This is a genomic window from Kitasatospora sp. NPDC054939 (genome assembly GCF_053610105.1).
Genome location: NZ_JBSGXP010000133.1, coordinates 1 through 24,301, shown reverse-complemented (window position 1 = coordinate 24,301; position 24,301 = coordinate 1). Strand labels below are relative to the sequence as shown.

General features: G+C 71.9%; 21 protein-coding genes, 1 rRNA gene and 1 pseudogene. 6 read left to right on the top strand and 17 right to left on the bottom strand.

The window, feature by feature from the left end:
* Positions 1–121 precede the first annotated feature (121 nt).
* From ACWGB8_RS29580 to ACWGB8_RS29555, 6 genes are all read right to left on the bottom strand, one after another.
* Positions 122–1,915, bottom strand: coding sequence for a bifunctional metallophosphatase/5'-nucleotidase (locus ACWGB8_RS29580; RefSeq protein WP_452216680.1), 1,794 nt, complete (start codon positions 1,913–1,915; stop codon positions 122–124).
* Between the two features lie 219 nt (positions 1,916–2,134).
* Positions 2,135–3,484 (bottom strand): ATP-binding protein, encoded by a 1,350-nt coding sequence (locus ACWGB8_RS29575; protein ID WP_452216679.1) that lies wholly within the window; start codon positions 3,482–3,484, stop codon positions 2,135–2,137.
* An 18-nt stretch (positions 3,485–3,502) separates the two neighbouring features.
* Positions 3,503–5,077 (bottom strand): SCO6880 family protein, encoded by a 1,575-nt coding sequence (locus ACWGB8_RS29570; protein WP_452216678.1) that lies wholly within the window; start codon positions 5,075–5,077, stop codon positions 3,503–3,505.
* Positions 5,078–5,084: 7 nt separating this feature from the next.
* On the bottom strand, positions 5,085–6,371 hold the full coding sequence (locus ACWGB8_RS29565) for a hypothetical protein (protein ID WP_452216677.1): 1,287 nt from the start codon (positions 6,369–6,371) through the stop codon (positions 5,085–5,087).
* Complete coding sequence (locus tag ACWGB8_RS29560) at positions 6,361–7,179, bottom strand: hypothetical protein (protein ID WP_452216676.1); 819 nt, start codon at positions 7,177–7,179, stop codon at positions 6,361–6,363. Before ACWGB8_RS29560 ends, ACWGB8_RS29565 begins: the two co-directional genes overlap by 11 nt.
* A gap of 175 nt (positions 7,180–7,354) precedes the next feature.
* A complete protein-coding gene (locus ACWGB8_RS29555) occupies positions 7,355–7,705 on the bottom strand; it encodes a hypothetical protein (RefSeq protein WP_452216675.1) in 351 nt (116 codons plus the stop codon).
* 248 nt (positions 7,706–7,953) lie between these two features.
* Between ACWGB8_RS29555 and ACWGB8_RS29550 the strand changes: the two genes are divergently transcribed.
* Positions 7,954–9,135: a C40 family peptidase gene (locus tag ACWGB8_RS29550; protein WP_452216674.1), complete on the top strand. Its 1,182-nt coding sequence runs from the start codon at positions 7,954–7,956 to the stop codon at positions 9,133–9,135.
* A gap of 190 nt (positions 9,136–9,325) precedes the next feature.
* Positions 9,326–10,042, top strand: a complete 717-nt coding sequence (locus ACWGB8_RS29545) for a phosphatase PAP2 family protein (protein WP_452216673.1) — start codon at positions 9,326–9,328, stop codon at positions 10,040–10,042.
* Between the two features lie 85 nt (positions 10,043–10,127).
* Here ACWGB8_RS29545 and ACWGB8_RS29540 read toward each other — a convergent pair whose 3' ends face one another.
* Entirely contained in the window at positions 10,128–10,334 is a 207-nt protein-coding gene (locus ACWGB8_RS29540; RefSeq protein ID WP_452216672.1) for a hypothetical protein, read from the bottom strand.
* Positions 10,335–10,502: 168 nt separating this feature from the next.
* Here ACWGB8_RS29540 and ACWGB8_RS29535 point away from each other — a divergent pair, with 168 nt between their 5' ends.
* Positions 10,503–11,402: a hypothetical protein gene (locus ACWGB8_RS29535; RefSeq protein WP_452216671.1), complete on the top strand. Its 900-nt coding sequence runs from the start codon at positions 10,503–10,505 to the stop codon at positions 11,400–11,402.
* Positions 11,403–11,554: 152 nt separating this feature from the next.
* A complete protein-coding gene (locus ACWGB8_RS29530) occupies positions 11,555–11,767 on the top strand; it encodes a hypothetical protein (protein WP_452216670.1) in 213 nt (70 codons plus the stop codon).
* A 37-nt stretch (positions 11,768–11,804) separates the two neighbouring features.
* Here the strand turns inward: ACWGB8_RS29530 and ACWGB8_RS29525 are convergent, their stop codons facing one another.
* Positions 11,805–12,173, bottom strand: a complete 369-nt coding sequence (locus ACWGB8_RS29525; protein ID WP_452216669.1) for a metal-sensitive transcriptional regulator — start codon at positions 12,171–12,173, stop codon at positions 11,805–11,807.
* 408 nt (positions 12,174–12,581) lie between these two features.
* Here ACWGB8_RS29525 and ACWGB8_RS29520 point away from each other — a divergent pair, with 408 nt between their 5' ends.
* Together ACWGB8_RS29520 and ACWGB8_RS29515 are read left to right on the top strand one after the other, a co-directional pair.
* The gene (locus tag ACWGB8_RS29520; RefSeq protein ID WP_452216668.1) at positions 12,582–13,202 is read left to right on the top strand and encodes a DUF47 domain-containing protein; all 621 of its coding nucleotides are present in this window, start codon (positions 12,582–12,584) and stop codon (positions 13,200–13,202) included.
* A gap of 5 nt (positions 13,203–13,207) precedes the next feature.
* Positions 13,208–14,203, top strand: a complete 996-nt coding sequence (locus ACWGB8_RS29515) for an anion permease (protein ID WP_452216667.1) — start codon at positions 13,208–13,210, stop codon at positions 14,201–14,203.
* A gap of 131 nt (positions 14,204–14,334) precedes the next feature.
* Here ACWGB8_RS29515 and pstB read toward each other — a convergent pair whose 3' ends face one another.
* The 9 genes and pseudogenes from pstB to rrf form a co-directional block, all read right to left on the bottom strand.
* Positions 14,335–15,111 carry a phosphate ABC transporter ATP-binding protein PstB gene (pstB, locus tag ACWGB8_RS29510; RefSeq protein WP_452216666.1) on the bottom strand — a complete coding sequence of 259 codons (777 nt, stop codon included), beginning with the start codon at positions 15,109–15,111 and terminating at the stop codon, positions 14,335–14,337.
* Positions 15,112–15,147: 36 nt separating this feature from the next.
* Positions 15,148–16,221: a phosphate ABC transporter permease PstA gene (pstA, locus tag ACWGB8_RS29505; protein WP_452216665.1), complete on the bottom strand. Its 1,074-nt coding sequence runs from the start codon at positions 16,219–16,221 to the stop codon at positions 15,148–15,150.
* Complete coding sequence (pstC, locus tag ACWGB8_RS29500) at positions 16,218–17,198, bottom strand: phosphate ABC transporter permease subunit PstC (RefSeq protein WP_452216664.1); 981 nt, start codon at positions 17,196–17,198, stop codon at positions 16,218–16,220. Before pstC ends, pstA begins: the two co-directional genes overlap by 4 nt.
* Positions 17,199–17,352: 154 nt before the next feature.
* On the bottom strand, positions 17,353–18,486 hold the full coding sequence (gene pstS / locus ACWGB8_RS29495) for a phosphate ABC transporter substrate-binding protein PstS (RefSeq protein ID WP_452216663.1): 1,134 nt from the start codon (positions 18,484–18,486) through the stop codon (positions 17,353–17,355).
* Between the two features lie 228 nt (positions 18,487–18,714).
* Positions 18,715–19,194 carry an NUDIX hydrolase gene (locus ACWGB8_RS29490; RefSeq protein ID WP_452216662.1) on the bottom strand — a complete coding sequence of 160 codons (480 nt, stop codon included), beginning with the start codon at positions 19,192–19,194 and terminating at the stop codon, positions 18,715–18,717.
* Positions 19,195–19,391: 197 nt separating this feature from the next.
* Positions 19,392–20,492 (bottom strand): CHAD domain-containing protein, encoded by a 1,101-nt coding sequence (locus ACWGB8_RS29485; RefSeq protein ID WP_452216661.1) that lies wholly within the window; start codon positions 20,490–20,492, stop codon positions 19,392–19,394.
* Positions 20,493–20,632: 140 nt separating this feature from the next.
* A pseudogene (locus ACWGB8_RS29480) lies at positions 20,633–22,708 on the bottom strand (RNA degradosome polyphosphate kinase); the annotation flags it as partial.
* A gap of 405 nt (positions 22,709–23,113) precedes the next feature.
* A complete protein-coding gene (gene mshD / locus ACWGB8_RS29475; RefSeq protein WP_452216660.1) occupies positions 23,114–24,112 on the bottom strand; it encodes a mycothiol synthase in 999 nt (332 codons plus the stop codon).
* A gap of 121 nt (positions 24,113–24,233) precedes the next feature.
* Positions 24,234–24,301: ribosomal RNA gene (gene rrf / locus ACWGB8_RS29470) — 5S ribosomal RNA — on the bottom strand; the annotation flags it as partial.

Genomic DNA, 24,301 nt, shown 5'->3' with positions numbered 1-24,301 from the left:
CCGGACGACGGCGTCCGGCCCGCATAGCGGTGGAAACGGCAGCGGTGGAAACGGCAGCGGCGGGAACGGCGACGGGCGGGGCGCCCCGACAGCGCCCCGCCCGTGCCCACCGGTCCCCGGGTCAGCCGATGCTGGTGCCCGGGCCGATGACGGTGATGCGGTCCTGCGCGGGTGCCTTCAGCGGCGCGGCGGCCGAGCTGTTGGCACCCAGGTAGGCGGTGAAGACGTCCAGGTCCGAGCCGCCGACCAGCTTGTCGGTGCCGGCCGCGAAGGCCGGGAAGCCGTCGCCGCCGCCGGCCAGGAACTCGTTGGCCGCGACGCGGTACGTGCCGGCCGGGTCGATCGGGGCGCCGTTCAGCCGGACGGAGTCGACGACGACCCGGTCCGCACCGGACTTGCGCATGTCCAGCGTGTAGCCGAAGCCCTTGGAGACCTGCAGGATCTTCGGCGCGGCCGCGTTGCCGCCGCTGACCTGCTGCTGCAGCAGCTGGATCAGCTGGGCGCCGGTCAGCGTCTTGACCTGCATCATGTTGGTGAACGGCTGGACGGTGAACGCCTCGCCGTAGGTCACCACGCCGTCGCCCTCGGCGCCCGAGGCCTTGTGCACCAGGTCGGAGCGGATACCGCCCGGGTTCATGAAGGCGATCTGCGCGCCGCCCTTGTCGGCGGGCGACAGCCCGGCCAGCTGGGCGTCGGTGATCACGTCACCCAGCGGGGTCTCCAGGCTGCTGCTGCCGCGGCCGTTGATGTCCGAGGAGATCCAGCCGACCGGGCGGTTGGCGATCGGCGCGGCCAGCTTGGAGTAGCGGTTGATCAGCGCCGTCATGTCCGGCGCCTTGTCCACCGTGCGGCGCACGACGTGGTTCTGGGCGGTGACCGACGGGCGGACGATCTCGCCGCTGGACTTGTCCAGCTTCAGGTTGATCTCGGTGTACAGCCGGCCGAAGGAGGCGGCGCTGGTCACCGAGCGCGGCACGCCCTGCGGGTCCGGGATGGTGCAGGCGTACGAGTTGTGGGTGTGGCCCGTGACGATCGCGCCGATCGACGGGTCCAGGTTCTTCGCGATGTCGACGATCGGGCCGGAGATGCCCTGGCCGGCCGCGCCGCAGTCGTAGTTGTACGTGGTGCTGGCCGGGAAGCCGCCCTCGTGGATCAGGGCGACGATCGAGTTGACGCCCTTCCTGCGCAGCTCGGCGGCGTACTTGTTGAGGGTCTCGACCTCGTCCTTGAACTTCAGGCCCTTGATGCCCTCGGCGGTGACGATGTTCGGCGTGCCCTCCAGCGTGACGCCGATGAAGCCGACCTTCACGCCCTGCGACTTGGTCACCCAGTACGGCGCCAGCAGCGGCTTGCCGTTCTTCTCGTTGACCACGTTGGCGGACAGGTAGTTGAAGTTGGCGCCCTTGAACTTGCGCCCCTCCTCGTAGCAGCCGTCCGTCGGGTGGCAGCCGCCGTTCTGCAGGCGCAGCAGCTCGGCCGCGCCCTCGTCGAACTCGTGGTTGCCGACCGAGGTGACGTCCAGGCCGAGCTTGTCGAGCGCCTCGACGGTCGGCTCGTCGTGGAACAGCGCGGAGGTCAGCGGGCTGGCGCCGACCAGGTCGCCGGCGGCGACGGTGATCGAGTCGTCGGCCGGGATCCGGGCCTCGCGCAGCGCGGTGGCCAGGTACTCGATGCCGCCGGCCGGGGTGGCGACGACCTGGCCGGTGGCCGGGTCGACCTCGCGGATGGTGCCCGAGGAGCCGGCCGGGGGCTCCAGGTTGCCGTGCAGGTCGTTGATCGCCAGCAGCTGGAGGTTGACGGTCTTCGCACGCTTGGCGGGCGCGGCCTGGGCGGCCGTCGGCACGGCCACGGTGCCGACGAGGCCGGCCGCGGCCACGGCGGAGAGCAGCGCGCGTCGGGATCTGACGGTGAGCATGAGGGGTCCCCTGCACCTTGAGAGAGCGCCCGGCTGTGGACAGTTCGGGGCGGCGGTGGTCGGATGCGACCAGTGCAGCCTAGAGTCAACGCGCGTAGCTGTCAGGACCCTGAACGTAACGACAGGGTTACCTGCTGACGAATCATCGAAGGACGTCCGGCCCGCGCGAGCGTCCCGGACGGTGCCGCGCGACGGACCGCCCGCCGCGCCCGGCACCGCTCACACACCTGGTTCGGCTGCCAACTGACGCTCGGCGCGGGCCCGCTCGGCCACCGCGTCCTCGGTCATCGCCCGGTCGGTGTAGACCAATGGGCGCTCGGTGTCGGTGATGATGTGCTTGACCACCTGCACGTTGCCGTTGACGTCCCAGACCGCGATGCCCGGCGAAAGTGTGGGGATGATCTCAACCGCCCAGCGCGGCAGACCCAGCACCCGGCCGGTCGCCCGCGCCTCCTCCGCCTTCTGCATGTAGATCGTCCGGGTGGAGGCCATCTTCAGGATCGCCGACGCCTCCCGGGCCGCCGCCCCGTCCACCACGTCCGACAGGTGGTGCACCACCGCCACGAAGGAGAGCCCCAGCCGGCGGCCGAACTTCAGCAGCCGCTGGAACAGCTGCGCCACGAACGGGCTGTTGATGATGTGCCAGGCCTCCTCGACCAGGAAGATCCGCTTCTTCCGGTCCGGCCTGATCCAGGTGTGCTCCAGCCAGACCCCGACGATCGCCATCAGGATCGGCATCGCGATCGAGTTCCGGTCGATGTGCGACAGGTCGAACACGATCAGCGGGGCGTCCAGGTCGATGCCGTCCGAGGTCGGCCCGTCGAACATGCCCCGCAGGTCGCCGTCGACCAGGCGGTCCAGCACCAGCGCCACGTCCAGGCCCCAGGACTGCACCTCGTCCACCGCCACGCCCAGCGACTCCACCGCCGACAGGTCGGGGCTGCGCAGGGTGTCGATGATGTCGTCCAGCACCGGCTGGCGGTCGGTCACCGTCGCCACCACGTGGGCGTGCGCGGCCTTCAGCGCGAAGCCCGCCCGCTCTTCGAGACCGCGCCCCATCGCCACCTCGATGATGGTGCGCAGCAGCGACAGCTGACCGGTCTGGGTGATCGCCGGGTCCAGCGGGTTGAGCTTCACCCCGCCGTCCCGGGCCGCCATCGGGTCCAGCCGGATCGACTTTATGCCCAGCGCGTTTGCGATCAGGTTCCACTCGCCGACGCCGTCCTCGCCCTGCGCGTCCAGCACCACCACCTGCCGGTCGCGGAACCTCAACTGCCGCAGGACGTACGTCTTCTCCAGCGCCGACTTGCCGTTGCCGGACTCCCCCAGCACCAGCCAGTGCGGGGCCGGCAGCTGCTGCCCGTACAACTGGAACGGGTCGTACACGTAGCCCTTGCCGCTGTACACCTCACGGCCGATGATCACCCCCGAGTCGCCGAGCCCCGGCGCCGCCGTCGGCAGGTACACCGCCTGCGCCTGCCCGGTGGAGGTGCGCACCGGCAGCCGGGTGGTCTCCACCTTGCCGAACATCAGGCTGGTGAACGCGTCGGTGAGGTTGCCGATCGCCATACGGGGCCTCCAGGGGGATCAGCGGCGGATGCCGGTCGCGAACGGCAGGGTGTTGACGAACGCCCGGTGGTGCTCGCGGTCGCACCACTCCAGCTTCAGGTAGCTCTTGCCCGCCGAGGCCCGGATGGTCCGCTTGTCCCGCGCCAGCGCGTCCGGGTTGCGCGAGGAGACCGTGATGTACCCGACCAGGTTCACGCCGGCCGCGCCGGACGCCAGGTCGTCGCCGCGCTGGTCCACCCGGCCGGTGTGCGCCAGGTCGCGCGGGTCGACCGTGCGGTTCATCTTGGCCGCGCGACTGGCCTCCGCCTCGTCGTTGGTCTTCTCGGTCAGCATCCGCTCGATCGCGACGTCGGTCGGCTCCAGGTCCATCGTCACCGCGACCGTCCGGATCACGTCCGGGGTGTGCACCAGCAGCGGCGCCAGGAAGTTCACGCCCACCGGGGTCAGCGGCCACTCCTTGATCCACGCGGTGGCGTGGCACCACGGCTCGCGGGTCGCCGACTCCCGGGTCTTCGCCTGCAGGTACTGCGGGTCCGTCGCGTCCAGCTCGGCCGGCCAGGCGTTGCGCCGCGACATCGCCTGGATGTGGTCGATCGGGTGGTCCGGGTCGTACATCGAGTGCAGCAGCGAGGAGAGCCGCGCCTGCCCCAGCGGCTGGCGCACCCGGATGTCCGCCTCCGCCAGCCGGGCGCAGATGTCCGTCAGCTCGCGCGCCATCACCGCGGCCAGGCCCTCGTCGTCCCGCGCCCGGCGGCCGGTCGCCGTCCGCCCCATCGCGTGCGCCTCCGAGGCGAGGTCCCGGGTGTAGTGCATGCACGCCACCAGGTACGCCCGGTGCTGCTCCGACGAGGTCGACACCATCGACTGCAGCTGGTCGTACGAGTCCTGCAGCCAGCGCGGCGACTGCACATCACCGCGGCGCTCCACGTCCTTGGCGTGCGCGTCCGGGTCCGCCGGCAGCGTCCGCGCCAGGATCTGCAGCCGCGTCACGAAGCCGTCCCCGTTGGCGACGTGCTTCAGCAGCGTGCCGAACCGGTCGACCAGCGCCTCCTGGTCCTCCGAGTCGCGCAGCCCCACGCCGGGGCCCTCGATCTCGATCGCCGCCGTCACCGTCCGCCGCTCCAGGTGCATCAGCACCCCGACCTCGTCCGGCCCGAACGGCGCCGACAGCCAGCGCAGCCGCCCCACCCCCGGCGGCGGGCCGACCTCCACCTCCCGGCCGTCCAGCCGGGTCCCCGCGTCGATCACGTCCGACCGCCACACCGCCCGGCCGCTGCGGACCGTCCGCCGGTAGGTGCGGTTGATCTCCACCCACTTGTAGAACGTCCGGCGCCGGTACGGCACGTACACCGCCGCGATCGCCAGCACCGGCAGACCCACCAGGCCCGCGATGCGCAACGGCAGGACCGGCATCAGCAGACCCCACATCATCCCGAGGAACGCCCCGAAGATGATCAGCACGATCTCCCCGGTCTCCCGGTTGCGGCCGATGGGCGCGTTCGGGCGGGCCTTGCCGATCAGGTAGGTGCGGCGCTGGTGCACGTACGGCTGGGCGTACTGGGCCCCGTACTGGCCGAGCGGTTCGCTGCTCACTTACCCGTCACCCTCCCTTCGCTGGATTGCTGTCGCGGATCGGCACCGCCGCCGGCGCCGGTGGAGCCGCCTGCGGCGGCGGCGCCGGAGTACGAGTCGCGTGCGCGGCGATGCCCGAACCCACCGAGCCGCCGGCCCCGCCCGCGGCCGAACCGGAGGCCCCCTGCGGACCGCGGTCGCCGTGCGCACTGATGCCCTGCTTCACCAGGTTCGCGGTGCCGTTGATCATCGCCGAACCGGCCGAGACCGCACTCGCCCTGGCCTGGCGCATGTTCATGATCTCGTCGCCGAAGCCCGGCACGAAGCGGTACACCGCGGCACTCGCGAAGATCGACAGGAACAGGATCGCCAGCCCCGACAGCACCCGCGCGAAGTCGTCGTTCGCCCCGGCCCCGGTCGCCACCGCGCCCGCCAGCCCCAGGATGATCACGATGATCGGCTTCGCCAGGTCCACCGCCAGCATCACCCCGGCCCAGCGGCGCACGTGCTTCCACAACTGCTTGTCCACCAGCCCCGCGTACACCGCCGTCCCCAGCAGCGCGCCCACGTACAGCATCGCCGCACGGATCAGCAGCTCGATCCAGAGCACCGCCGCCGCCAGCACCGCCACCAGCGACACGATGATCAGGATCAGCGGGCCGCCGCCGAGGTCGCCCTTCTCCAGGGTGTCCGCGAACCCGCCCAGGTACGTCCCGGTGTCCGACTTCGTCCCCGCCGCGATCGCCGAGGTCAGCCCGTCGGTCGCGCTCACCACGGTGTACAGGATCAGCGGCGTGAACGCCGACGCCACCACCGTCAGCCACAGGAACCCGATCGCCTCCGCGAACGCCGTCGCCAACGGCGCCCCGCGCACCGCCCGCTTGGTCACCGCGAGCAGCCAGAGCACCAGGGTGATGATCGTCGACGCCGCGAACACCACGGCGTACTGCTGCAGGAACGACGCATTGGTGAAGTCCACCTGCGTCGTCCCGTCGATCGCCCCCGACAGCTTCCGCACCACCCACGCCGCCGCCTGCGCACACCCCTTCGCCAACGACCCCAGCGGATCCGCCACGCTCCCGACCGTGCTGCTCCCGGGCAGGGAAGAGGTCCCCCCCGGCGCGCAGTAGACGTCGTTCCCGGGCAGCGGGATTCCGGGGCAGTTCGTGTTCGTGCCGCCGGGGCTCGGTGTCGGGGAGGGCTCCGCAAGGGCGGGGCGGGCCATGAGGACGACCGACAGGCCGCCGGCCACGAGTCCGCCGCCGACCCGGGCGAGCCCGCGGCGCAGCGAACCGGAACCGCCGTCAGCGGGCATAGCGGAAGCCTCCGAACTGCTCGACGGCACCAGTGATCTCCTCCGAGGTCGCGGCCTGCTGGTCCGCCGGAACCGGCGCAGGACCCGTTGTCCGGCCGTAGTCGCTGAACTTCCAGTCCGTACCGGTCCAGCGCAGACTGATCGTCAGCGTGAACCACTCCTGCGAGACCGGGCGGATCGAACGCTCACCGGCCAGGCCGAAGAGGCCGGTGCACCAGACCTCGATCTTGGCGCTCTCCGCGCTGTAGGCAGCGCTTTTGGTCCCGATAGGAATCGTCCGGCTCACCAGCGTCAGCCCCTTCGGCGGGCGTCCCTGGGCATCGACCCCGAACCGTGCGGCGTTCTCCGGCGAGAACCCCTGGTCGAGGCGGGTCTGGAGGGCGGTGAGGGCGGCGGGGTCGGCGATGGTGGTGACGATGGCGTGGCGGGTCTCGGTGCGGAACATGTCGGCGGAGCCGATGGCGACGGCGTAGTTGGCGGCGGCCGACTGCGCGCCCGCGTCGGTGTGCGGGTAGCCGGTGCCGATGCCGTTGCTGGTGGTGGTGACCGGCTGGTCGCCGCTGGGGGCGGGGCCGGCGCCGGAGGCCGCGGTGGTGGCGGCGGTGGCCCGGTCGGCGGATGCCGGCGGCGCCGGGTCCGGCCGGCCGCGGTTGGCGATGGAGATCGCCACCACGAGCAGGGTGACCACGACGAGGACGGTCAGCAGGGTCCGCAGCGGGCGGGTCTGACGGGTGTTCGACTGCGAGGAGGGGTGTTCGCCGACCGGTAGCCGCGTACGGGTGTGCGGCTGGTCGTCGGACAACGGCACGGCGGCCCTCCTGGTGCGGGGAGCCGCGGGCGGCTCCGGGGGCCCCTCCGCCCGTGGCGGTGCGCGGAGGGAGGGGTGGGGTGGACGGACTCCTGGCGGGGTCCGGGCGGCTGGGCGGCTGGGGACGGCGGCGGGGCGGGCGGACGGCGGGCGGACCAGGCCCACTGTCCGATCGTCAGATGGCCATCCCGTAGACAATGGTGAACAGGGTGCCCAGTGATCCAATGATGAACACGCCGGTCAGCCCGGCGATGATCAGCCCCTTGCCCTGTTCGGCGCCGAAGCTGTCGCGCATCGCGGTGGCGCCGATCCGCTGTTTGGCGGCACCCCAGATGGCGATGCCGAGGCAGGCGAGGATCGCCACGGCCATGACGACCTCGACCATCACCCGCGCCTCCGCGCCGAGACTGGCGAACGGCCCCCAGTCCGGGGCGATCCCGCCGATGATGGTGTCGATATTGGGCTTGCTCGTCGGCTCTTCGGCCAGGTGGCCGATCACGTTGCTGTCCACGCTGCTCAGGTTCATTTCCATCTCACCGCCCGATCAGGCAAATTCAAGGGCCCCGACCCCGTTCGCGCGAAGGGCCGGTACCTATTCTTGGCCAGATCTGATGTCGACTTGGCTGCTTCTCGCGGATTGGTCGTGAGGCATCGGACACGTACGCCAGGATGTCCACCGTACGAAGGATAGCGCTCACTCTTTGTATCTCTGATGATTGCGGTGAGCAACGCCTTCCGGGACACTTCGACTGACGATTCGTCGGGATGGTGCTGATGGTACTCCGGAAGGCCGCTACGGCCGCCGCCACCGCGGGAGTTGTGGTGGTCGGCTTCGTCGGGCTGGTGACGATCGGGACATATGCGGCGAGCGGCGTGCCGCAGCAGTCGACTTCCCGGGAGCGGCTCTCGGCGGGCACGGTTCCGGCCGCGTACCAGGGGCTGATCCAGCAGTGGGGCTCGCGCTGCGCGGAGATCTCGCCGCCGATGCTGGCGGCCCAGCTGTACCAGGAAAGCGGTTTCGACCCGGCGGCGCGCTCTCCCGCGAAGGCGTACGGAATGGCGCAGTTCCTGGAGAGCACCTGGGCGACGTACGGGACGGACGGGAACAACGACGGCCGGAAGGACATCTGGGATCCGGCGGACGCTATCGCCTCGGCGGCGGTGTACGACTGCGCGCTGGCCCGGGAGGTGGCGAACGTGCCGGGGGACCGCCAGTCGAACATGCTGGCGGCGTACAACGCCGGCCCGTACGCGGTCATCAAGTACGGCGGGGTGCCGCCGTACAAGGAGACCCAGGGGTACGTGAAGAACATCAGGTCGCTGGCCCGGAGCTTCGCCGAGCCGACCGCGCCGGTGGAGGTGTCGGCGCAGGCGGCGGGCGCGATCTACTTCGCGCAGACCAAGCTGGGGACGCCGTACCTGTGGGGCGGCGAGGGGCTGCCGTCGCAGGGCGGGCGGTTCGACTGCTCGGGGCTGATGCAGGCGGCGTTCGCGAGCGTGGGCATCAAGCTGCCGCGGGTGGCGAACGACCAGTGGTACGCGGGCCCGCACCCGTCGCGGGACCAACTGCGCCCGGGGGACCTCGTGTTCTGGGCGACCGACCTCAACGACCCGCGCAGCATCCACCACGTCGGGATCTACGTGGGCGGCGGGTACATGATCGACGCACCGCGTACCGGCGCGGTGATCCGGTACGACCGGATCGACACCAAGGAGTACATCGGCGCCACCCGGGTCACCTCCGACGGCGCCGAGGCGCTGCCGGTGCGCGGTGCGGACGGCAGCATCACCGGCCGGGGCGGTCCGGCGGCGGGTGCGGAGGCGCAGCCCCCGGGGCCGGCGCAGACGCCCTCGCCCGCCGCCTCGGCCGCGCGGGCCCAGGCGGCGGTGGCGGCGCGGCCGGCGGCGGGCGGCGCCGTCCCGACAGGTCCAGGTCAAAGCCCGGCAAAGAGCTGATCCACCGGGTGCCCGGGGTGTGAGTGCGCGGTGGACGCTGAGTCAAGTTTCCATAACTGCGCGTTTCCGTGGAACGCTGTGCACCGGTTGTGACGTTGTGTTCGTTGGCCCCGCGCAGCAGCTCCGAGCTGCGCGGTCCCGGACCCGGGCCCGACCGGACAGCTGACAGCGGACCAGAAGGAGGTGCGGCGTGTCGACGCCGCTTGCCGACACGACCAACCCCGACCTCGGCCTGCTCCGGGCCGTCAACGGCCTGGCCGCGCACTCCCCCGACTGGCTCGACCGCACGGTCGCCTGGGTCGGCGAGTACGGCATCCTGCTCGGCCTGGCCCTGCTCGGCCTGACCGCCTGGCTCCGGGCCAGACGCCGGCCGGACGCCCCGGTGGCGGTGGCCGGGCTGCTCTGGGCCCCGCTGGCGGTCACCGTCTCCGAGCTCGCCAACCTGCCGATCTCGGCGATCGTGGGCCGGGCCCGCCCGTTCGTGGACCACGCCGGGATCGACGTGCTGGTCGAGGGCAAGGGCGGCTACTCGTTCGTCAGCGACCACTCGGCGATGTCCATGGGCATCGCCGTCGGGCTGTTCCTGGTCGACCGGAAGCTCGGCTGGATCGCCGGCGGCCTGGCCGTGCTGCAGGGCTTCTGCCGGATGTACGTGGGCGTGCACTACCCGACCGACGTGATCGGCGGCTTCGCGCTCGCCACGGCGGTCGTCCTGCTGCTGGCGCCGATCGCGATGGCCGTCCTGGTGCCGCTCTGCCATGCCCTGGCCCGGACCCCGGCGGCCCCGCTGATCCGGGCCCGCCGGCCGGGTGCGCCCGGGGCCGGGCGGAGCGGACGGCGCCGGGGCCGCGGCGAGCGCGGCCGGACACAGGCCGAGGAGCCGCCGGAGTCCGACCTGGCCGCCTGAACGGACCCCGCGGACGACGCACCGGACCGAAGCACCGGACCGAAGCACCGGAGCGGACCGCCCGAACCGCCGCCCGTACGGGCCGTTACGCGGTTCCGTGGCCGCCCGGGGCGCCCGGGCTGCGGGCGAGGTGTTCGGCGGCCTCACGGCGGGTCAGCTCCCGGGAGCGGCGGGCCGGTGAGAACCAGCCGCAGCTGCAGGTCGCGAAGCAGAAGGAACCGCGTTCGCTGATCTCCACGCGGTGTTCGGGCATCTGGGCAGTGCCGGGCGCGGCCGACAGCTCGATCTGCACGGATCTCACCGTAACGTGTCCGGCACCCGGCGCGCGACGGACGTCGCACGCCGGGTGCCGCGTAACCCATGGCACCCCAACTCGTTTGCCCGGCAAGAGCTCTGCCCATCCGGGGCGGAGGCTTTGCCGGGCGGTCGGGCCCGAGGGCCCGAGGGGGTTGTCGCGAGGATGAAGAAGACCGACCAGGTGCTGGAGCCCGGGCGGCGCAGCCGCTCCCTGACCCGTCCGCGCCCGGCGGCCGGAGCCGTGGCGGCCGCCGTCGTCCTGGCCGCGCTGGCCGGCTGCTCGGGCGGTTCCGGCGCGGGCTCGGCGGACGCCGGGGCGACCCCCGACCGGCTCGCCGCCGACCCGCTGACCGCCGTCCGCAGCGCCGCCGACATCACCGGCCGGACGGGCTCCGCGCACGCCACCACCGAGCTGGTCACCGAGTCCGCCGACAAGAAGGCGGTCTTCACCGGCACCGGCGGCTACGACTACGTGAAGCGGATCGGCCGGCTAGAGGTGGCGGTGCCGCCCGGCGCGGCGACCACCGGGAAGATCGTCGAGGTGGTCCTGCCGGGCACCGTCTACCTGCAGAACAGCGGGGCGAAGGTGCCGGAGGGCAAGTGGGTGAAGCTGGACGTGCGCCAGTTGCCCGACGGCAACCTGGTGAGCAGCGGCGCCACCGACCCGGCCTCCGCCGCGGGGGCGCTGCGCGGCGCGCAGAAGGCCGAGCTGGTCGGCTCCGAGACGGTCGACGGGCAGGTCCTCAAGCACTACCGGGGCACCCTGGACCTCGCCAAGGCCGCCGAGGCCACCGGCGGCCGGGGCGGGGACGGCCTGCGGATGGCCGCCCAGACCTTCACGGTCAAGGAGGTCCCGTACGACGCCTGGCTGGACGAGCAGGGCCGGCTGCACAAGGTGGTGGAGGTGTTCACCTTCGCCGGGGTGGCGGGTTCCAAGGAGGCGAAGGACCAGGTCAAGGTGGTGTCGACCACCGCGCTGTCGAACTTCGGCAAGCCGGTGGAGGCGGCCGAGCCGCCGGCGGCGGACATCTACGCGATGAAGTCCACGGAGAGCCCGAAGTAGGCCGGACGGAGCGCCGTCCGGCGGGCGGCCCACCCGTTTCGGCGGCGTCGGGATGACCCGTCCGTGCCATGTGGCCGGGCTCCGGAGTGCCTAGGCTGGACGACGGGTGGCTGCCGCCCCCGGGCTGGCGAGGCGCTGAAGGGGTGGTGCAGATGGTGTCGTCCGCAGGCGGTCGCAGCGACGGCCACGACGACGCGGCCCTCGACGAGATCGAGCTGGCCGGCGAGCTGATGATCGCCGCGACGGCCAGCGCCGGCGACCGGCTGCCGACCGAGCGGATCGACGAGGTCCTGCTCGACCGGCCCGGCGGCGGGGCGGCCGCCGGACCGGCCGGTGGAGCGGGGGACGGCCGCCCGGCGGGCTGAGCCCGACGGGCCGCGGCGCCGGGCCGGCCGGGGCGGGTCAGCTGCGCAGCAGTCGGCCGATCGCGGCGGTGGCCTCGGCGACCTTGGCCTCCAGTTCGGCCCCGCCCTCGTCGGCGGCGGCGGCGACGCAGTGCCGCAGGTGCTCCTCCAACAGGGAGAGGGCGAAGGACTGCAGGGCCTTGGTACTGGCGGAGACCTGGGTGAGCACGTCGATGCAGTAGACGTCCTCGTCGACCATCCGCTGGAGTCCGCGGATCTGGCCCTCGATCCGCCGCAGCCGCTTGAGGTGGGCGTCCTTCTGGGCGCTGTAGCCGTGCGGACCGTGCCCGTGGTGGGCGTGGCCGTCGGCGCCGGCCTGCGGCTCGGGCGCGTGGTCCGGCTCGGTGCGCGCTTGCGTCGTGGTCATCGGCCCGCCTTCGTCTGGGTGCCTGGGTGGCTGCGTCGGCCTCCAGTGTCCAACACCGGGGGCCGTCGCGGTGTTCCTCCGGCGCAGCTCGCGGAGGCCGGCCGGGCCGGTTCCCGGCCCCGGGTCGGGGCAGCTCGCGGCGGCCGGGCGGCGTGCCCGCGGGGTTCCCCCGTACGGGCGGCCCCCCGGTCCCGTGCGCGCACGACGGGCGCATTCCGGGCGAGGTTCCGTCAGACTGGGGGCTCATGTCCGCACATGGATGTGCGGCCCGATCCGCTGGTGTTTCGGCCTCTGCGCCGACCGAACGGAAGGGGAGGTTCCGGCTCCCCCGTTACCACCCCGTTTGCACGCTTCCGCTTGGTTGCACCTAGCATCGTTCAGTCCCTACCCCGCACATCGGAGATTTCCGTGCGTTTTAGCCTGACCCCGAAGGAGACGAGCTTCTACGACATGTTCGCCGCGGCAGCGGAGAACCTCGTCGTCGGTTCGAAGCTCCTGCTGGAACTGCTGGGGGCAGACGTGTCGGCCCGCGCGGAGATCGTCGAGCGCATGCGCGCCGCCGAGCACGCCGGGGACGACACCACCCATGCGATCTTCCACCAGCTGAACTCGTCGTTCATCACGCCCTTCGACCGCGAGGACATCTACAGCCTCGCGTCGTCGCTGGACGACATCATGGACTTCATGGAGGAGGCCGTCGACCTGGTCGTCCTCTACGACATCCAGACCCTCCCCAAGGGTGTCGAGCAGCAGATCGAGGTGCTGGCGCGGGCGGCCGAGCTGACCGCGGAGGCGATGCCGAACCTGCGCAGCATGTCCAACCTCACCGAGTACTGGATCGAGGTCAACCGGCTGGAGAACCAGGCGGACCAGATCCACCGCAAGCTGCTCGCCCACCTCTTCAGCGGCCAGTACGACGCCATCGAGGTGCTGAAGCTCAAGCAGGTCGTGGACGTCCTCGAACAGGCGGCCGATGCCTTCGAGCACGTCGCCAACACGGTGGAGACCATCGCCGTCAAGGAGTCCTGACCCTCGTGGACACGGCAGCACTCATCGCCGTCATCGGCGTGGCGTTCTTCTTCACGTACACCAACGGCTTCCACGACTCGGCGAACGCCATCGCCACCTCGGTCTCCACCCGCGCGCTCACCCCGCGGGCCGCCCTGGCGATGGCCGCGGTGATGAATCTGGCCGGCGCCTTCCTCGGCAGCGGGGTGGCGAAGACCGTCTCCAACGGCCTCATCGAGACCCCGACCGGCAACCGCGGCATGGCGATCCTGTTCGCGGCTCTGGTCGGCGCGATCGCCTGGAACCTGATCACCTGGTACTTCGGCCTGCCGTCCTCCTCCTCGCACGCCCTGTTCGGCGGCCTGGTGGGCGCGGCGCTGGCCGGCGGCACCGAGGTGATCTGGAGCGGTGTCGTCGAGAAGATCATCATTCCGATGGTGGTCTCCCCGGTGGTCGGCCTGGTCGGCGGCTTCCTGGTCATGCTGGCGATCCTGTGGATCTTCCGGAAGGCCAACCCGCACCGGGCGAAGCGCAACTTCCGGGTCGCCCAGACCGCGTCGGCCGCCGCCATGGCCCTCGCACACGGCCTGCAGGACGCCCAGAAGACCATGGGCATCGTGGTGATGGCCCTGACCATCTCCGGGCACCAGTCCGGCGGCGACATCCCGGTCTGGGTGAAGATCTCCTGCGCGACCATGCTCTCGCTGGGCACCTACGCCGGCGGCTGGCGGATCATGCGGACCCTCGGCCGCAAGATCATCGAGCTGGACCCGCCGCAGGGCTTCGCGGCCGAGGCCACCGCCTCGACCGTCATGTACATCACCTCGTTCGTCTTCAAGGCGCCGATCTCCACCACCCACGTGATCACTTCGGCGATCATGGGTGCCGGCTCCACCAAGCGGATCCGCGCGGTCCGCTGGGGCGTGGCGAAGAACATCGTCCTCGGCTGGTTCATCACGATGCCGGCCGCCGCCCTCATGGCGGCCCTGATGTTCTGGCTGGTCAGCCTCTTCTGGGCCTGACGCCGTCGGACCCGGAACGGGAACGGGCCCGCCCCCCACATCTCGGGGGGCGGGCCCTTCTCGTGCTCCGCGGCGGCACCGCCATGCAGCACCGCGAAGCAGTCCGGAGTACCGGGCGCGGGCGCGCCCGATCAGCCGAAGCGGCCGGAGATGTAGTCCTCGGTCGCCTGCACCGACGGGTTGGAGAAGATCCGCTGGGTGTCGTCGAGCTCGACGAGCTTGCCCGGCTGGCCGACGCCGGCCAGGTTGAAGAAGGCGGTGCGGTCGCTGACGCGGGCCGCCTGCTGCATGTTGTGCGTCACGATGACGATGGTGAACTGGGACTTCAGCTCGCCGATCAGGTCCTCGATGGCGAGGGTGGAGATCGGGTCCAGGGCGGAGCAGGGCTCGTCCATCAGCAGGACCTCGGGCTCGACCGCGATGGCGCGGGCGATGCACAGCCGCTGCTGCTGGCCGCCGGAGAGGCCGGCGCCCGGCTTGTTGAGCCGGTCCTTGACCTCGTTCCAGAGGTTGGCGCCCTTGAGGGACTTCTCGACCACGCCGTCCAGGACGGACTTCCGGCGCACCCCGGCGAGCTTCAGGCCGGCGATCACGTTGTCGTAGATCGACATGGTCGGGAACGGGTTGGGGCGCTGGAAGACCATCCCGACGTGGCGGCGGACCGCGACCGGGTCGACCTCCTTGCCGTACAGGTTCTCGTCGTCCAGCATCACCTTGCCCTCGACGCGGGCGCCGGGGATCACCTCGTGCATCCGGTTGAGGGTGCGCAGGAAGGTGGACTTGCCGCAGCCGGAGGGGCCGATGAAGGCCGTCACCGAGCGGGGCTCGACGGTCATCGAGATGTCCTCGATGGCCTTGGTGGTGCCGTAGTAGGCGGACAGTCCGCTGACGTCGATGCGCTTGGCCATGATCGTTCGTCTTCTCTCGTCTCGTGCGTCAGTCGGTCAGTGCCCGCCCTTGGGCGAGCGCCAGCGTGCGATGCCCCGGGCGATGAGGTTGAGCCCCATCACGAAGGCGATCAGCACGAGCGCGGCACCCCAGGCGCGGGCGTAGCCGTACTGGTTGTTGACCATGGCGTACTGCTGCCAGATGTACATCGGCAGCGACTGCTGCGGTCCGTCGAACGGGTTGTTGTTGAGGTAGTCGGCGCCGAACACCAGCATCAGGACCGGGGCGGTCTCACCGGTGATGCGGGCGACGGCCAGCATCACGCCGGTGGTGATGCCGCCGATCGCGGTGGGGATGACGATCCGCAGGATGGTCTTCCACTTCGGCACGCCGAGCGCGTACGACGCCTCGCGCAGCTCGTTCGGGACGAGCTTGAGCATCTCCTCGGTGGAGCGGACCACCACGGGCATCATCAGGATCGCCAGCGCGAGGCTGCCCGAGAAGCCGGAGTAGTTGAAGCCGAGGGCGATGTTCCACAGCGAGAGGATGAACAGACCCGCGACGATCGACGGGACACCCGTCATGACGTCGACGAAGAAGGTGACCGCCTTGGCGAGCCGGCCGCGGCCGTACTCCACCAGGTAGACGGCGGTCAGCAGGCCGATCGGGGCGGCCATCAGGGTGGCCAGGGCGACCTGCTGCAGCGTGCCGATCAGGGCGTGGTGGATGCCGCCGCCGGGGCCCGAGGAGAGGATGCCCCGCATGGTGTGGGTGAGGAAGTACCCGTCCACCACTTCGAGGCCCTGCTGGACGGTGTAGATCGTGAGGGCGGCCAGCGGGATGACGGCCAGGATGAAGGACACCCAGACCACCGAGGTGGCGAGCCGGTCCTTGGCCTGGCGGGCGCCCTCGACCTTGGCCGAGAGGGCGTAGCCGACGACCACGAAGAGCAGCGCGGAGATCAGGCCCCACTGGAGCTTGCTCTCCAGGCCGGCGCCCGCGCCGATGCCGCAGCCGATCGCGATCGACGCGGCGGCGATCGCGGCCGGTCCCCAGGTGGGCAGGCGGTTGGCGGTCAGCCGGTGGCCGGGCCGGGCGTCCGCCGGGACGGTCGTGGTGACGGCACTCATGCGTTGGCCCCCGAGTACTCCTTGCGGCGGGCGACGATCATTCGCGCGGCACCGTTGACCAGCAGGGTGATCACGAACAGGACGAGGCCGGAGGCCATCAGCGCGTCCCGGCCGAAGGGCTGGGCCTCGCTGAACTTCAGCGCGATGTTCTGCGCGAAGGTGCCGCCGCCCGGGTCGAGCAGGTGCAGCGAGAGGACGCTGTTGGAGGAGAGCACGACGGCGACCGCGATGGTCTCGCCGAGCGCGCGGCCCAGGCCGAGCATCGAGGCCGAGATGATGCCCGGGCGGCCGAACGGCAGCACCGCGGTGCGGATCATCTCCCAGCGGGTCGCGCCGAGGGCAAGCGCCGCCTCCTCGTGCATCCGGGGCACCTGCTTGAACACCTCGCGGCTGACCGCGGTGATGATCGGCAGGATCATGATGGCCAGCAGGATGGCGACCGTGAACAGGTTGCGCGGGGTGGTGCCGACCCTGGACTGGTCGAAGATGTACGTCCAGCCGAGGTACTGGTCCAGCCAGCTGCTCAGGCCCTCCAGGTGCGGCACCAGGAAGAGGGCGCCCCAGAGGCCGTAGATGATGCTGGGCACGGCGGCCAGCAGGTCCACCAGGTAGGCGAACGGCTGGGCGATCCGGCGCGGCGCGTAGTGCGAGATGAACAGCGCGATCCCGATCGCCACCGGGACGGCGATCGCCATCGCGATCACGGCGCTGACGATGGTGCCGAACGCCAGGACGGCGATGCCGAAGACCGGCGTCGGCGCGTCGGGCGTCCACTCGAAGGTGGTGAGGAAGTTCCCCTCGTTCTTGCTGAGGGCGATGCTGGAGCGCCAGGTCAGGAAGCCCGCGATGGCGGCCATGACCGCCAGCAGCAGGATGCCCGAGCCGCGCGCGGCATTCATGAAGATCTTGTCGCCGAGCCGGCTGTCGCGCCGGTCGCGAACCCTGCCCTGCGAGTCGGCAGGGACTTGTGAAGTCATTGGTCTACTCCGGTCTGGTGGTGCTGCCCCGAGGGGGCGGCACCCTGGCGGCGGTGCCCCGGACGTGCTTCTTGCGTGTTCACTGCTCGCCGGCGGGACGGCCCCGGCCCCCCTCGAACCACAGGGCCGCCCCGACGGTGGTCTACCGGGTGGGTCAGGCCAGGGCCGCGACGGCGGTGGTGACCTTGGCGGTGAGCTCCTTCGGCAGCGGGACGTAGCCCTTCTCGCCGATGGCCTTCTGGCCGTTCTCGCCGGCCGCGTAGGTCAGGAAGGCCTTCAGGGTGTCGAGGGTCTCGGCCTTGTTGCCCTTGTCGCAGACGATCTCGTAGGTGACCAGGACGAGCGGGTAGGCGTTCTCGTCCTTGATCGCGTAGTCGAGGGTCAGCGCCAGGTCGGCGCCGGTGCCGGCGATCTTCGCCTTGGCGAAGGTGGTGGCGGCGTTCTCGGCGGTCGCGGCGACGGGCTTGCTGGCGCCGGTCGCGATCGCGGCGCTCTTCAGGTTGTTGGTCTGCGCGTAGGACAGCTCGGCGTAGCTGATCGAGTTCTTGACCTGCTTCACCTGGGCCGAGACGCCGGCGCTGCCGTTGGCGGACTGGCCGCCCTTGGCCGCCCAGGTCTTGCTGGCCTTGTACGGCCAGGCGCCGCCCGACGTCTTCTCGAAGTACTTGGTCAGGTTGTCGGTGGTGCCCGAGTCGTCCGAGCGGTGGAAGGCCTGGATGTCGGCGTCCGGCAGCTTGGCGCCCGGGTTCAGCGCGGCGATCGCCGGGTCGTTCCACTTGGCGATCTGCGAGTCGAAGATCTTGGCCAGGGTCGGGCCGTCCAGGACCAGGTTGTCCACGCCCTCCACGTTGTAGACGATCGAGATCAGACCGGCCACCAGCGGCAGGTTGATGGCCTGGCCACCGGTGCAGACCGCCTTGGAGGCGTCGACCTCGGCCGGCTTCAGCGCCGAGTCGGTGCCGGCGAACTGGACCTTGCCCTGGTTGAACTGCTGGACGCCGGCGCCGGAGCCGCCACCGCCGTAGTTGATCGTGCTGCCGGAGCAGGCCGCGCCGAAGGCGGTCTTCCAGACGTCGATCGCGTTGCCCTGGGCGGTCGAACCGGCCGAGAGCAGGGTCCCCGGCTTGCCACAGGCGATCGCGGCGGCCGAACCGCCACCCGTGCTGCCGCCGCCGGGCGCGGCGGCGTTGTTCGCGTCCGAACCGCAGGCGGCGAGCGACAGCGAGCTGACGAGCGCCATGGCACCGATGGCGAGGGCCTTGGAGCGGCCGTTCCGCTGGAGCTTCACAGGGGTGTCCCTTTCTGTGGCAACGCCCGGCGCCCGTACCGCGGGAGTGCGGCGGAGCGCGGGGTTTTGCTGGGGTCCGGGGCCCGTGCGGCCCTCCGGTGACACCGAAGTTAGGACGGGTAGGTGACGCGTCAGCCGGTCGCAAATGAACGGAGAGTGAACCTCGAACGGATGGCAGGAAACAGGGTCAGGTAGTAACGGTTGCGTCACGGGGAGGGCGCGGGAAGATCACTTCCTGCGGGCCCCCGCCGCGTCCCGCACCGCCACCGGCCGCGCCCCCAGCACCGCCAGCAGCGCGTCGACCAGCAGCCGGTCCCGGTCGTACGTCAACCGGGCCCGCGCCTTCCCGGCCGGCAGCCACTCCAGCCGGTCCACCTCCCGGTTCGGCCGGAACCGCCCGCCCGAGGGCACCGCCGCCCAGTACCGGACCTCCTTCGGCCGCCCCTGCGCCCAGTAGTGCTGGGCCGGCAGCTCCGCGCCCAGCACGCAGTGGAAGCCGGTCTCCTCCAGCACCTCGCGCAGCGCCGCCTCCGCCACCGCCTCCCCCGGGTCCAGCTTCCCCTTGGGCAGGCTCCAGTCGTCGTACTTCGGCCGGTGGATCAGCGCGATCCGCGGCCGCCCCAGCCCGCCGTCCTTCTTCAACCGGCCCGGCAGCCAGAGCACCGCCCCGGCGGCCAGCACGACGGGCGCCCGTCCGGGGGACGGCACGGCAGCGGACCGGTCGGCCGGGGACTTCGCAGCGGCGGGCTTCAGGGCGGCCGACGTCGGGGCAGCTGACTTCGGGGCAGCCGACGTCGGGGCAGCTGACTTCGGGGCTGCGGACTTCGGGGCAGCGGACTTCGGGCGCTGCGGCTGGGCCTTCATGCCGCCGAACGTACCGTCCCCCGACCCGGGGCCCGCCACCGTCACGCGCTCCGGGGCGCCGGCGGCAGCTCCGCCCCCGGCCGGCCGCCCTCCCACAGCTCCGGGACGGCCTCCGCCGACCCCACCTCCGACCACTGCCGGCCGAAGGCGTAGCGCGCCGCCTCCACCTCCAGCCGCTGGTCCGCGTGCACCACGCCCAGCACGTAAGCCGTCGCCGGGGTGATCCGCGGCGTCCGGGCCGCCGTCGCCGCCGTCACCGCCGCGTCCGCCGCCTCCTGGTGCCGGGCCAGCACCGCGTCCAGCCCGTCCAGCCCGGCCGACGGCCGCGCACAGACCTCCAGCGCGTACCGGGCCCGCTTCACCAGGATCCGCACCCGGTGCCACGGCGCGTCGTCCGCCGCCAGCGCCGCGTCCGCGTCCACCGTGCCCCGGGCGGGCGGCACCGCGGGCTCCACCGGGCCCAGCCGGCGCAGCCCGTCCCCGCCGTACGGCACGGCGGCCCGCTGCAGCGGCAGCTGCTCCGCGGCCGACGCCAGCTCCGCGAACGCCGCCGCGGCCTGCGGCACCAGCACCGCGCCCGCCCGGCCCTGCGCGGCGTCCGCCATCGGCGCCTCGCCGACCAGCAGCGTCATCCGGTCCGCCAGCGCGTGCAGCCGGGCCGACCGCAGCTCCTGCAGCACCGTGGTGTGCGCCCGGGTCCGCGCCAGGGTCAGCTGGCGGTCCAGCAGCGCCCGCGCCTTGGGGGCGCCCGCGTGCCCGGCCAGCATCCCCGGCGCGTCCGGCTCGGCCGCGCTCAATCCGTCGACCGCCCCCAGCAGCCGCGCCGAGCGCCGTACGTAGCCGGGCTCCAGGGCCAGCAGGTTCAGCAGCCAGCGCAGCTCGGTCCGCGACTCCTGAGCCCAACCGGGCTCGAAGGCCCCGCCGAAGGTGTGCAGCACCCCGCCGATCCGCCGCACCGACCGCAGCAGGTCGGCCGTCCCGGCGGACGGGACGGTGATCGTCCCCGGTCTCGCGCCGACCTCCCCCACCGCCAGCGGCAGGGCGCGCAGGAATGCACCCGCCTGGGCGGTGAGGTGGCTGGAGAGGATGTCCCCGGCGGTGGCTGCGGACCCCGCCAGGGCCGTCATCGGCGCATCGGTCATGACTTGGTAGATCCCCGTTCCCCCGGGACCGTCCCCCCGGGGCTGGTGGCCGACATCGGCGGGCCGCCCCGACCCGCCGCGGAGCCGGACCGGCCGGGACCCGCCCCACGCAGGCCCCGACCCGTCCGGGTCCGACTCGCTCAGCGGGACGACGAGGACGCCCGGCGGCGCTGGCGCGAGTCGATGAGCAGGTCCTGGACGTGTCGCAGCCGCGTGCCCTCGGCGTCCTGCGAACGGCGGTTCCACGCCCCGTCCGGTCCCAGGTGCCAGGACTCCGTGCCGTCCGAGACGCCCAGGTCGATCAGTCCGGACAGCTCCGCGCGCTGGGCCGGATCGGTGATCCGCAGCAGCGCCTCGATCCGCCGGTCCAGGTTGCGGTGCATCATGTCGGCGCTGCCGATCCAGACCTCCGGATCGCCCCCGTTGCCGAACACGAAGATCCGCGAGTGCTCCAGGAAGCGGCCCAGCACGGACCGCACCCTGATGTTCTCGCTCAGCCCGGCCACACCCGGCCGGATGGCGCAGATCCCGCGCACCCAGACGTCCACCGGCACGCCGGCCTGCGACGCCCGGTAGAGCGCGTCGATCACCGCCTCGTCGACGATCGAGTTGACCTTCAGCTTCACGTACGCCGGACGGCCCGCCCGGTGGTGCGCGATCTCGTCGTGGATCCGCGAGATCAGGCCGTCCCGCAGCCCGCGCGGCGCGGTCAGCAGCCGCCGGTACGACTCGCGGCGCGAGTAGCCCGACAGCCGGTTGAACAGGTCCGACAGGTCCGCGCCGACCTGCGGGTCCGAGGTCAGCAGCCCCAGGTCCTCGTACAGCCGGGCCGTCTTCGGGTGGTAGTTGCCCGTCCCCACGTGCGAGTACCGGCGCAGGGTGTCGCCCTCCTGGCGCACCACCAGCGACAGCTTGCAGTGCGTCTTCAGGCCCACCAGCCCGTAGACCACGTGGCAGCCGGCCTCCTCCAGCTTGCGGGCCCACTTGATGTTGGCCTGCTCGTCGAAGCGCGCCTTGATCTCCACCAGCACCAGGACCTGCTTGCCGGACTCCGCCGCGTCGATCAGCGCGTCCACGATCGGCGAGTCGCCCGACGTCCGGTACAGCGTCTGCTTGATCGCCAGGACGTCCGGATCGCCCGCCGCCTGCTCCAGGAACGCCTGCACCGACGTCGAGAAGCTGTCGTACGGGTGGTGCAGCAGCACGTCCCGCTCGCGCATCGCGGCGAAGATGTCCGGCTGCGAGGCCGACTCCACGTCGGTCAGCCCGCGCGCCGTGCCGGCCACGAACTTCGGGTACTTCAGCTCCGGCCGGTCCAGCTCGGCGATCCCGAACAGCCCGGTCAGGTCCAGCGGGCCGGGCAGCGGGAAGACCTCCGCCTCGGTGATGTTCAGCTCCCGCACCAGCAGGTCCAGGATGTACGGGTCGATCGACTCCTCGACCTCCAGCCGCACCGGCGGTCCGAAGCGCCGCCGCATCAGCTCCTTCTCCAGCGCCTTGAGGATGTTCTCGGTGTCGTCCTCCTCGACTTCGAGGTCCTCGTTGCGCGTCACCCGGAAGGCGTGGTGCGCCAGCACCTCCATCCCCGGGAACAGCTCCTCCAGGTGCGCCCCCATCACGTCCTCCAGCGGCACGTACCGCTGCGGCGAGGCCTCCAGGAAGCGCGCCAGGGACTGCGGCACCTTCACCCGGGCGAAGTGCTTGTGCCCCGAGACCGGGTTGCGCACCACGACCGCGAGGTTCAGCGACAGCCCCGATATGTACGGGAACGGGTGCGCCGGGTCGACCGCCAGCGGCGTCAGCACCGGGAAGATCTTCTGCCGGAACAGCGTGTGCAGCCGGGCCTGCTCCTTCTCGGCCAGCTCCGGCCAGCGCACCACCTCGATGCCCTCGGCGGCGAGGTCCGGCAGCACCTCCTGCTGGAAGGCCGCCGCGTGCCGCGCCATGAGCTCGCGCGAGCGCGTCCAGATCAGGTCCAGCACCTCGCGGGGCTGCAGGCCGGACGCGCTGCGCTGCGCCACCCCGGTGGCGATGCGGCGCTTGAGGCCGGCCACCCGGACCATGAAGAACTCGTCCAGGTTGCTCGCGAAGATCGCGAGGAACTTGGCGCGCTCCAGCAGCGGGATCTCCGGGTCCTCGGCAAGTTCGAGCACCCGTTCGTTGAAGGCCAGCCAGCTCCGCTCGCGGTCGAGGAAGCGCCCCTGGGGCAGCTCCGCGTACTCCTGCTCGTCGGCGGCCGTGAGCTCGGGCGGTATCGCCAGCGCACCGGAGAGCCGGGCGGGCGGGGACAGCGGAGCAGGGACGGGGCGGGGGATGCTCATAGGTTCCAGCTCCTCCAGCAGGACTGCGTCCGGACGCGTAAGGCTCTGCGGGCCGTCGTCCTCACCCAGCGCCAGCAACCACCCGCCCGGGGCGGTCGGCACCGGACGGGCCGCCGGAACGGCCCCCGGGCCGGCCGGCGGGCGTCGGCCGACGCTGCACGAGCGAGACACTACGGACTTCATCCTGTGATCTTCGCGGCAGCAATTGAATCCACGGTAAACACCGCATGGCCAGGAGGAAAGCTGAGTCGGTCGGGGCCGAGGCCGGCTCCCGGCCGCCACCCCCGACCCGTCACTCCGCTAGGCCACCCGGCTTGCGCGGTACATCAGGTCCACCTCGTGCACGGTGAACCCCAATCGCTCATATACCCGCACAGCGGCCGGATTGTCCGCGTCCACGTAGAGAAGTACGGTGTCCAGTCCGCGCTCGCCCGGGCCGGTGCCGGTGAGGTGCCGCAGGCCCGCGGCGGTGAGCGCCCGGCCCAGGCCGCTGCCCTGCTCCGCCGGGTCCACCCCGACCACGTACACCTCGCCGAGCGCCGGCTCCGCGGCGGTGGCCGGGTGCACCTTCGTCCAGTGGAAGCCGACGACCCGCCCCTCCCGGGCGGCGAGGAAGAAGCCCTCCGGGTCGAACCACGGCTCGGCGAACCGGTCGGCCAGGTCCACGGCGGTCCAGGAGCCCTGCTCCGGATGGTGGGCGAAGGCCAGCGCGTTCAGCCGCAGCCAGGCCGCGTCGTCCGCACCCGGGCGGAAGGTCCGGAGCTCGATGCCGGCAGGCAGCGGCACTACCTCGGTCTGCGGGCCGGTCCGCCGCATCTGCCGCAGTTCGCGGACCAGCTTCGCCCCGTACCGCTCCGCCAGGCCCCGGGCCGGCGCGAGTCCGCCGTGCGCCCAGAAGTCGACCTGGTCCGCCCCGGCCCGGTGCGCCTCGGCCAGGACGGCGTCCGCCAGCGCCCGCCCGTGCCCGCGCCCGCGGGCGTCCGGCCGCACGACGATCTCGGCGGACGGGTTGCCGGTCTCCGGCACCTCCAGCTGGCCGTACCCGACGACGGTGCCGTCCTCCGTACGGACCATGTGGGTCACGCCGGGCCTGGCCGACCCGGCCGAGCGCAACCGCAGCCGGCCCTGCTCGGACACCGCTTCGCGCCCGTCCGCGGCGAGTGCCTCGGCGAGCACCTGCAGCGCACCGTCCCGCCGGTCCTGCGGCAGCACGGCCGCGGCGGAGGTCTCCCCGGTCGCCGGGCTGCCCGGGCGGGTCGGTCGGTCCTGCCGTTCCTGCTGCGCGTCCTGATCGTCCATGCCCTGACGATACGTCAACGCGGAACGCGCACCGGCCGCCGCTACCGGTGGCCGCCATTTCCGGGCCGGAAACGCAGAAAACCCCCGATCCGTGACGGATCGGGGGTCTCCCACAATGATTGTTCGGCGGCGTCCTACTCTCCCACAGGGTCCCCCCTGCAGTACCATCGGCGCTGTGAGGCTTAGCTT

Bases quoted from the DNA above. Each gene is read 5' to 3' on its own strand.
- ACWGB8_RS29525 (WP_452216669.1), bottom strand. From the start codon at position 12,173: ATGACCACGACGCAAGCGCGCACCGAGCCGGACCACGCGCCCGAGCCG.
- ACWGB8_RS29550 (WP_452216674.1), top strand. From the start codon at position 7,954: ATGGTACTCCGGAAGGCCGCTACGGCCGCCGCCACCGCGGGAGTTGTG.
- pstC (WP_452216664.1), bottom strand. From the start codon at position 17,198: ATGACTTCACAAGTCCCTGCCGACTCGCAGGGCAGGGTTCGCGACCGG.
- ACWGB8_RS29565 (WP_452216677.1), bottom strand. From the start codon at position 6,371: ATGCCCGCTGACGGCGGTTCCGGTTCGCTGCGCCGCGGGCTCGCCCGG.
- ACWGB8_RS29580 (WP_452216680.1), bottom strand. From the start codon at position 1,915: ATGCTCACCGTCAGATCCCGACGCGCGCTGCTCTCCGCCGTGGCCGCG.
- ACWGB8_RS29530 (WP_452216670.1), top strand. From the start codon at position 11,555: ATGGTGTCGTCCGCAGGCGGTCGCAGCGACGGCCACGACGACGCGGCC.
- ACWGB8_RS29555 (WP_452216675.1), bottom strand. From the start codon at position 7,705: ATGAACCTGAGCAGCGTGGACAGCAACGTGATCGGCCACCTGGCCGAA.
- ACWGB8_RS29575 (WP_452216679.1), bottom strand. From the start codon at position 3,484: ATGGCGATCGGCAACCTCACCGACGCGTTCACCAGCCTGATGTTCGGC.
- ACWGB8_RS29485 (WP_452216661.1), bottom strand. From the start codon at position 20,492: ATGACCGATGCGCCGATGACGGCCCTGGCGGGGTCCGCAGCCACCGCC.
- pstA (WP_452216665.1), bottom strand. From the start codon at position 16,221: ATGAGTGCCGTCACCACGACCGTCCCGGCGGACGCCCGGCCCGGCCAC.
- ACWGB8_RS29535 (WP_452216671.1), top strand. From the start codon at position 10,503: ATGAAGAAGACCGACCAGGTGCTGGAGCCCGGGCGGCGCAGCCGCTCC.
- mshD (WP_452216660.1), bottom strand. From the start codon at position 24,112: ATGGACGATCAGGACGCGCAGCAGGAACGGCAGGACCGACCGACCCGC.
- pstB (WP_452216666.1), bottom strand. From the start codon at position 15,111: ATGGCCAAGCGCATCGACGTCAGCGGACTGTCCGCCTACTACGGCACC.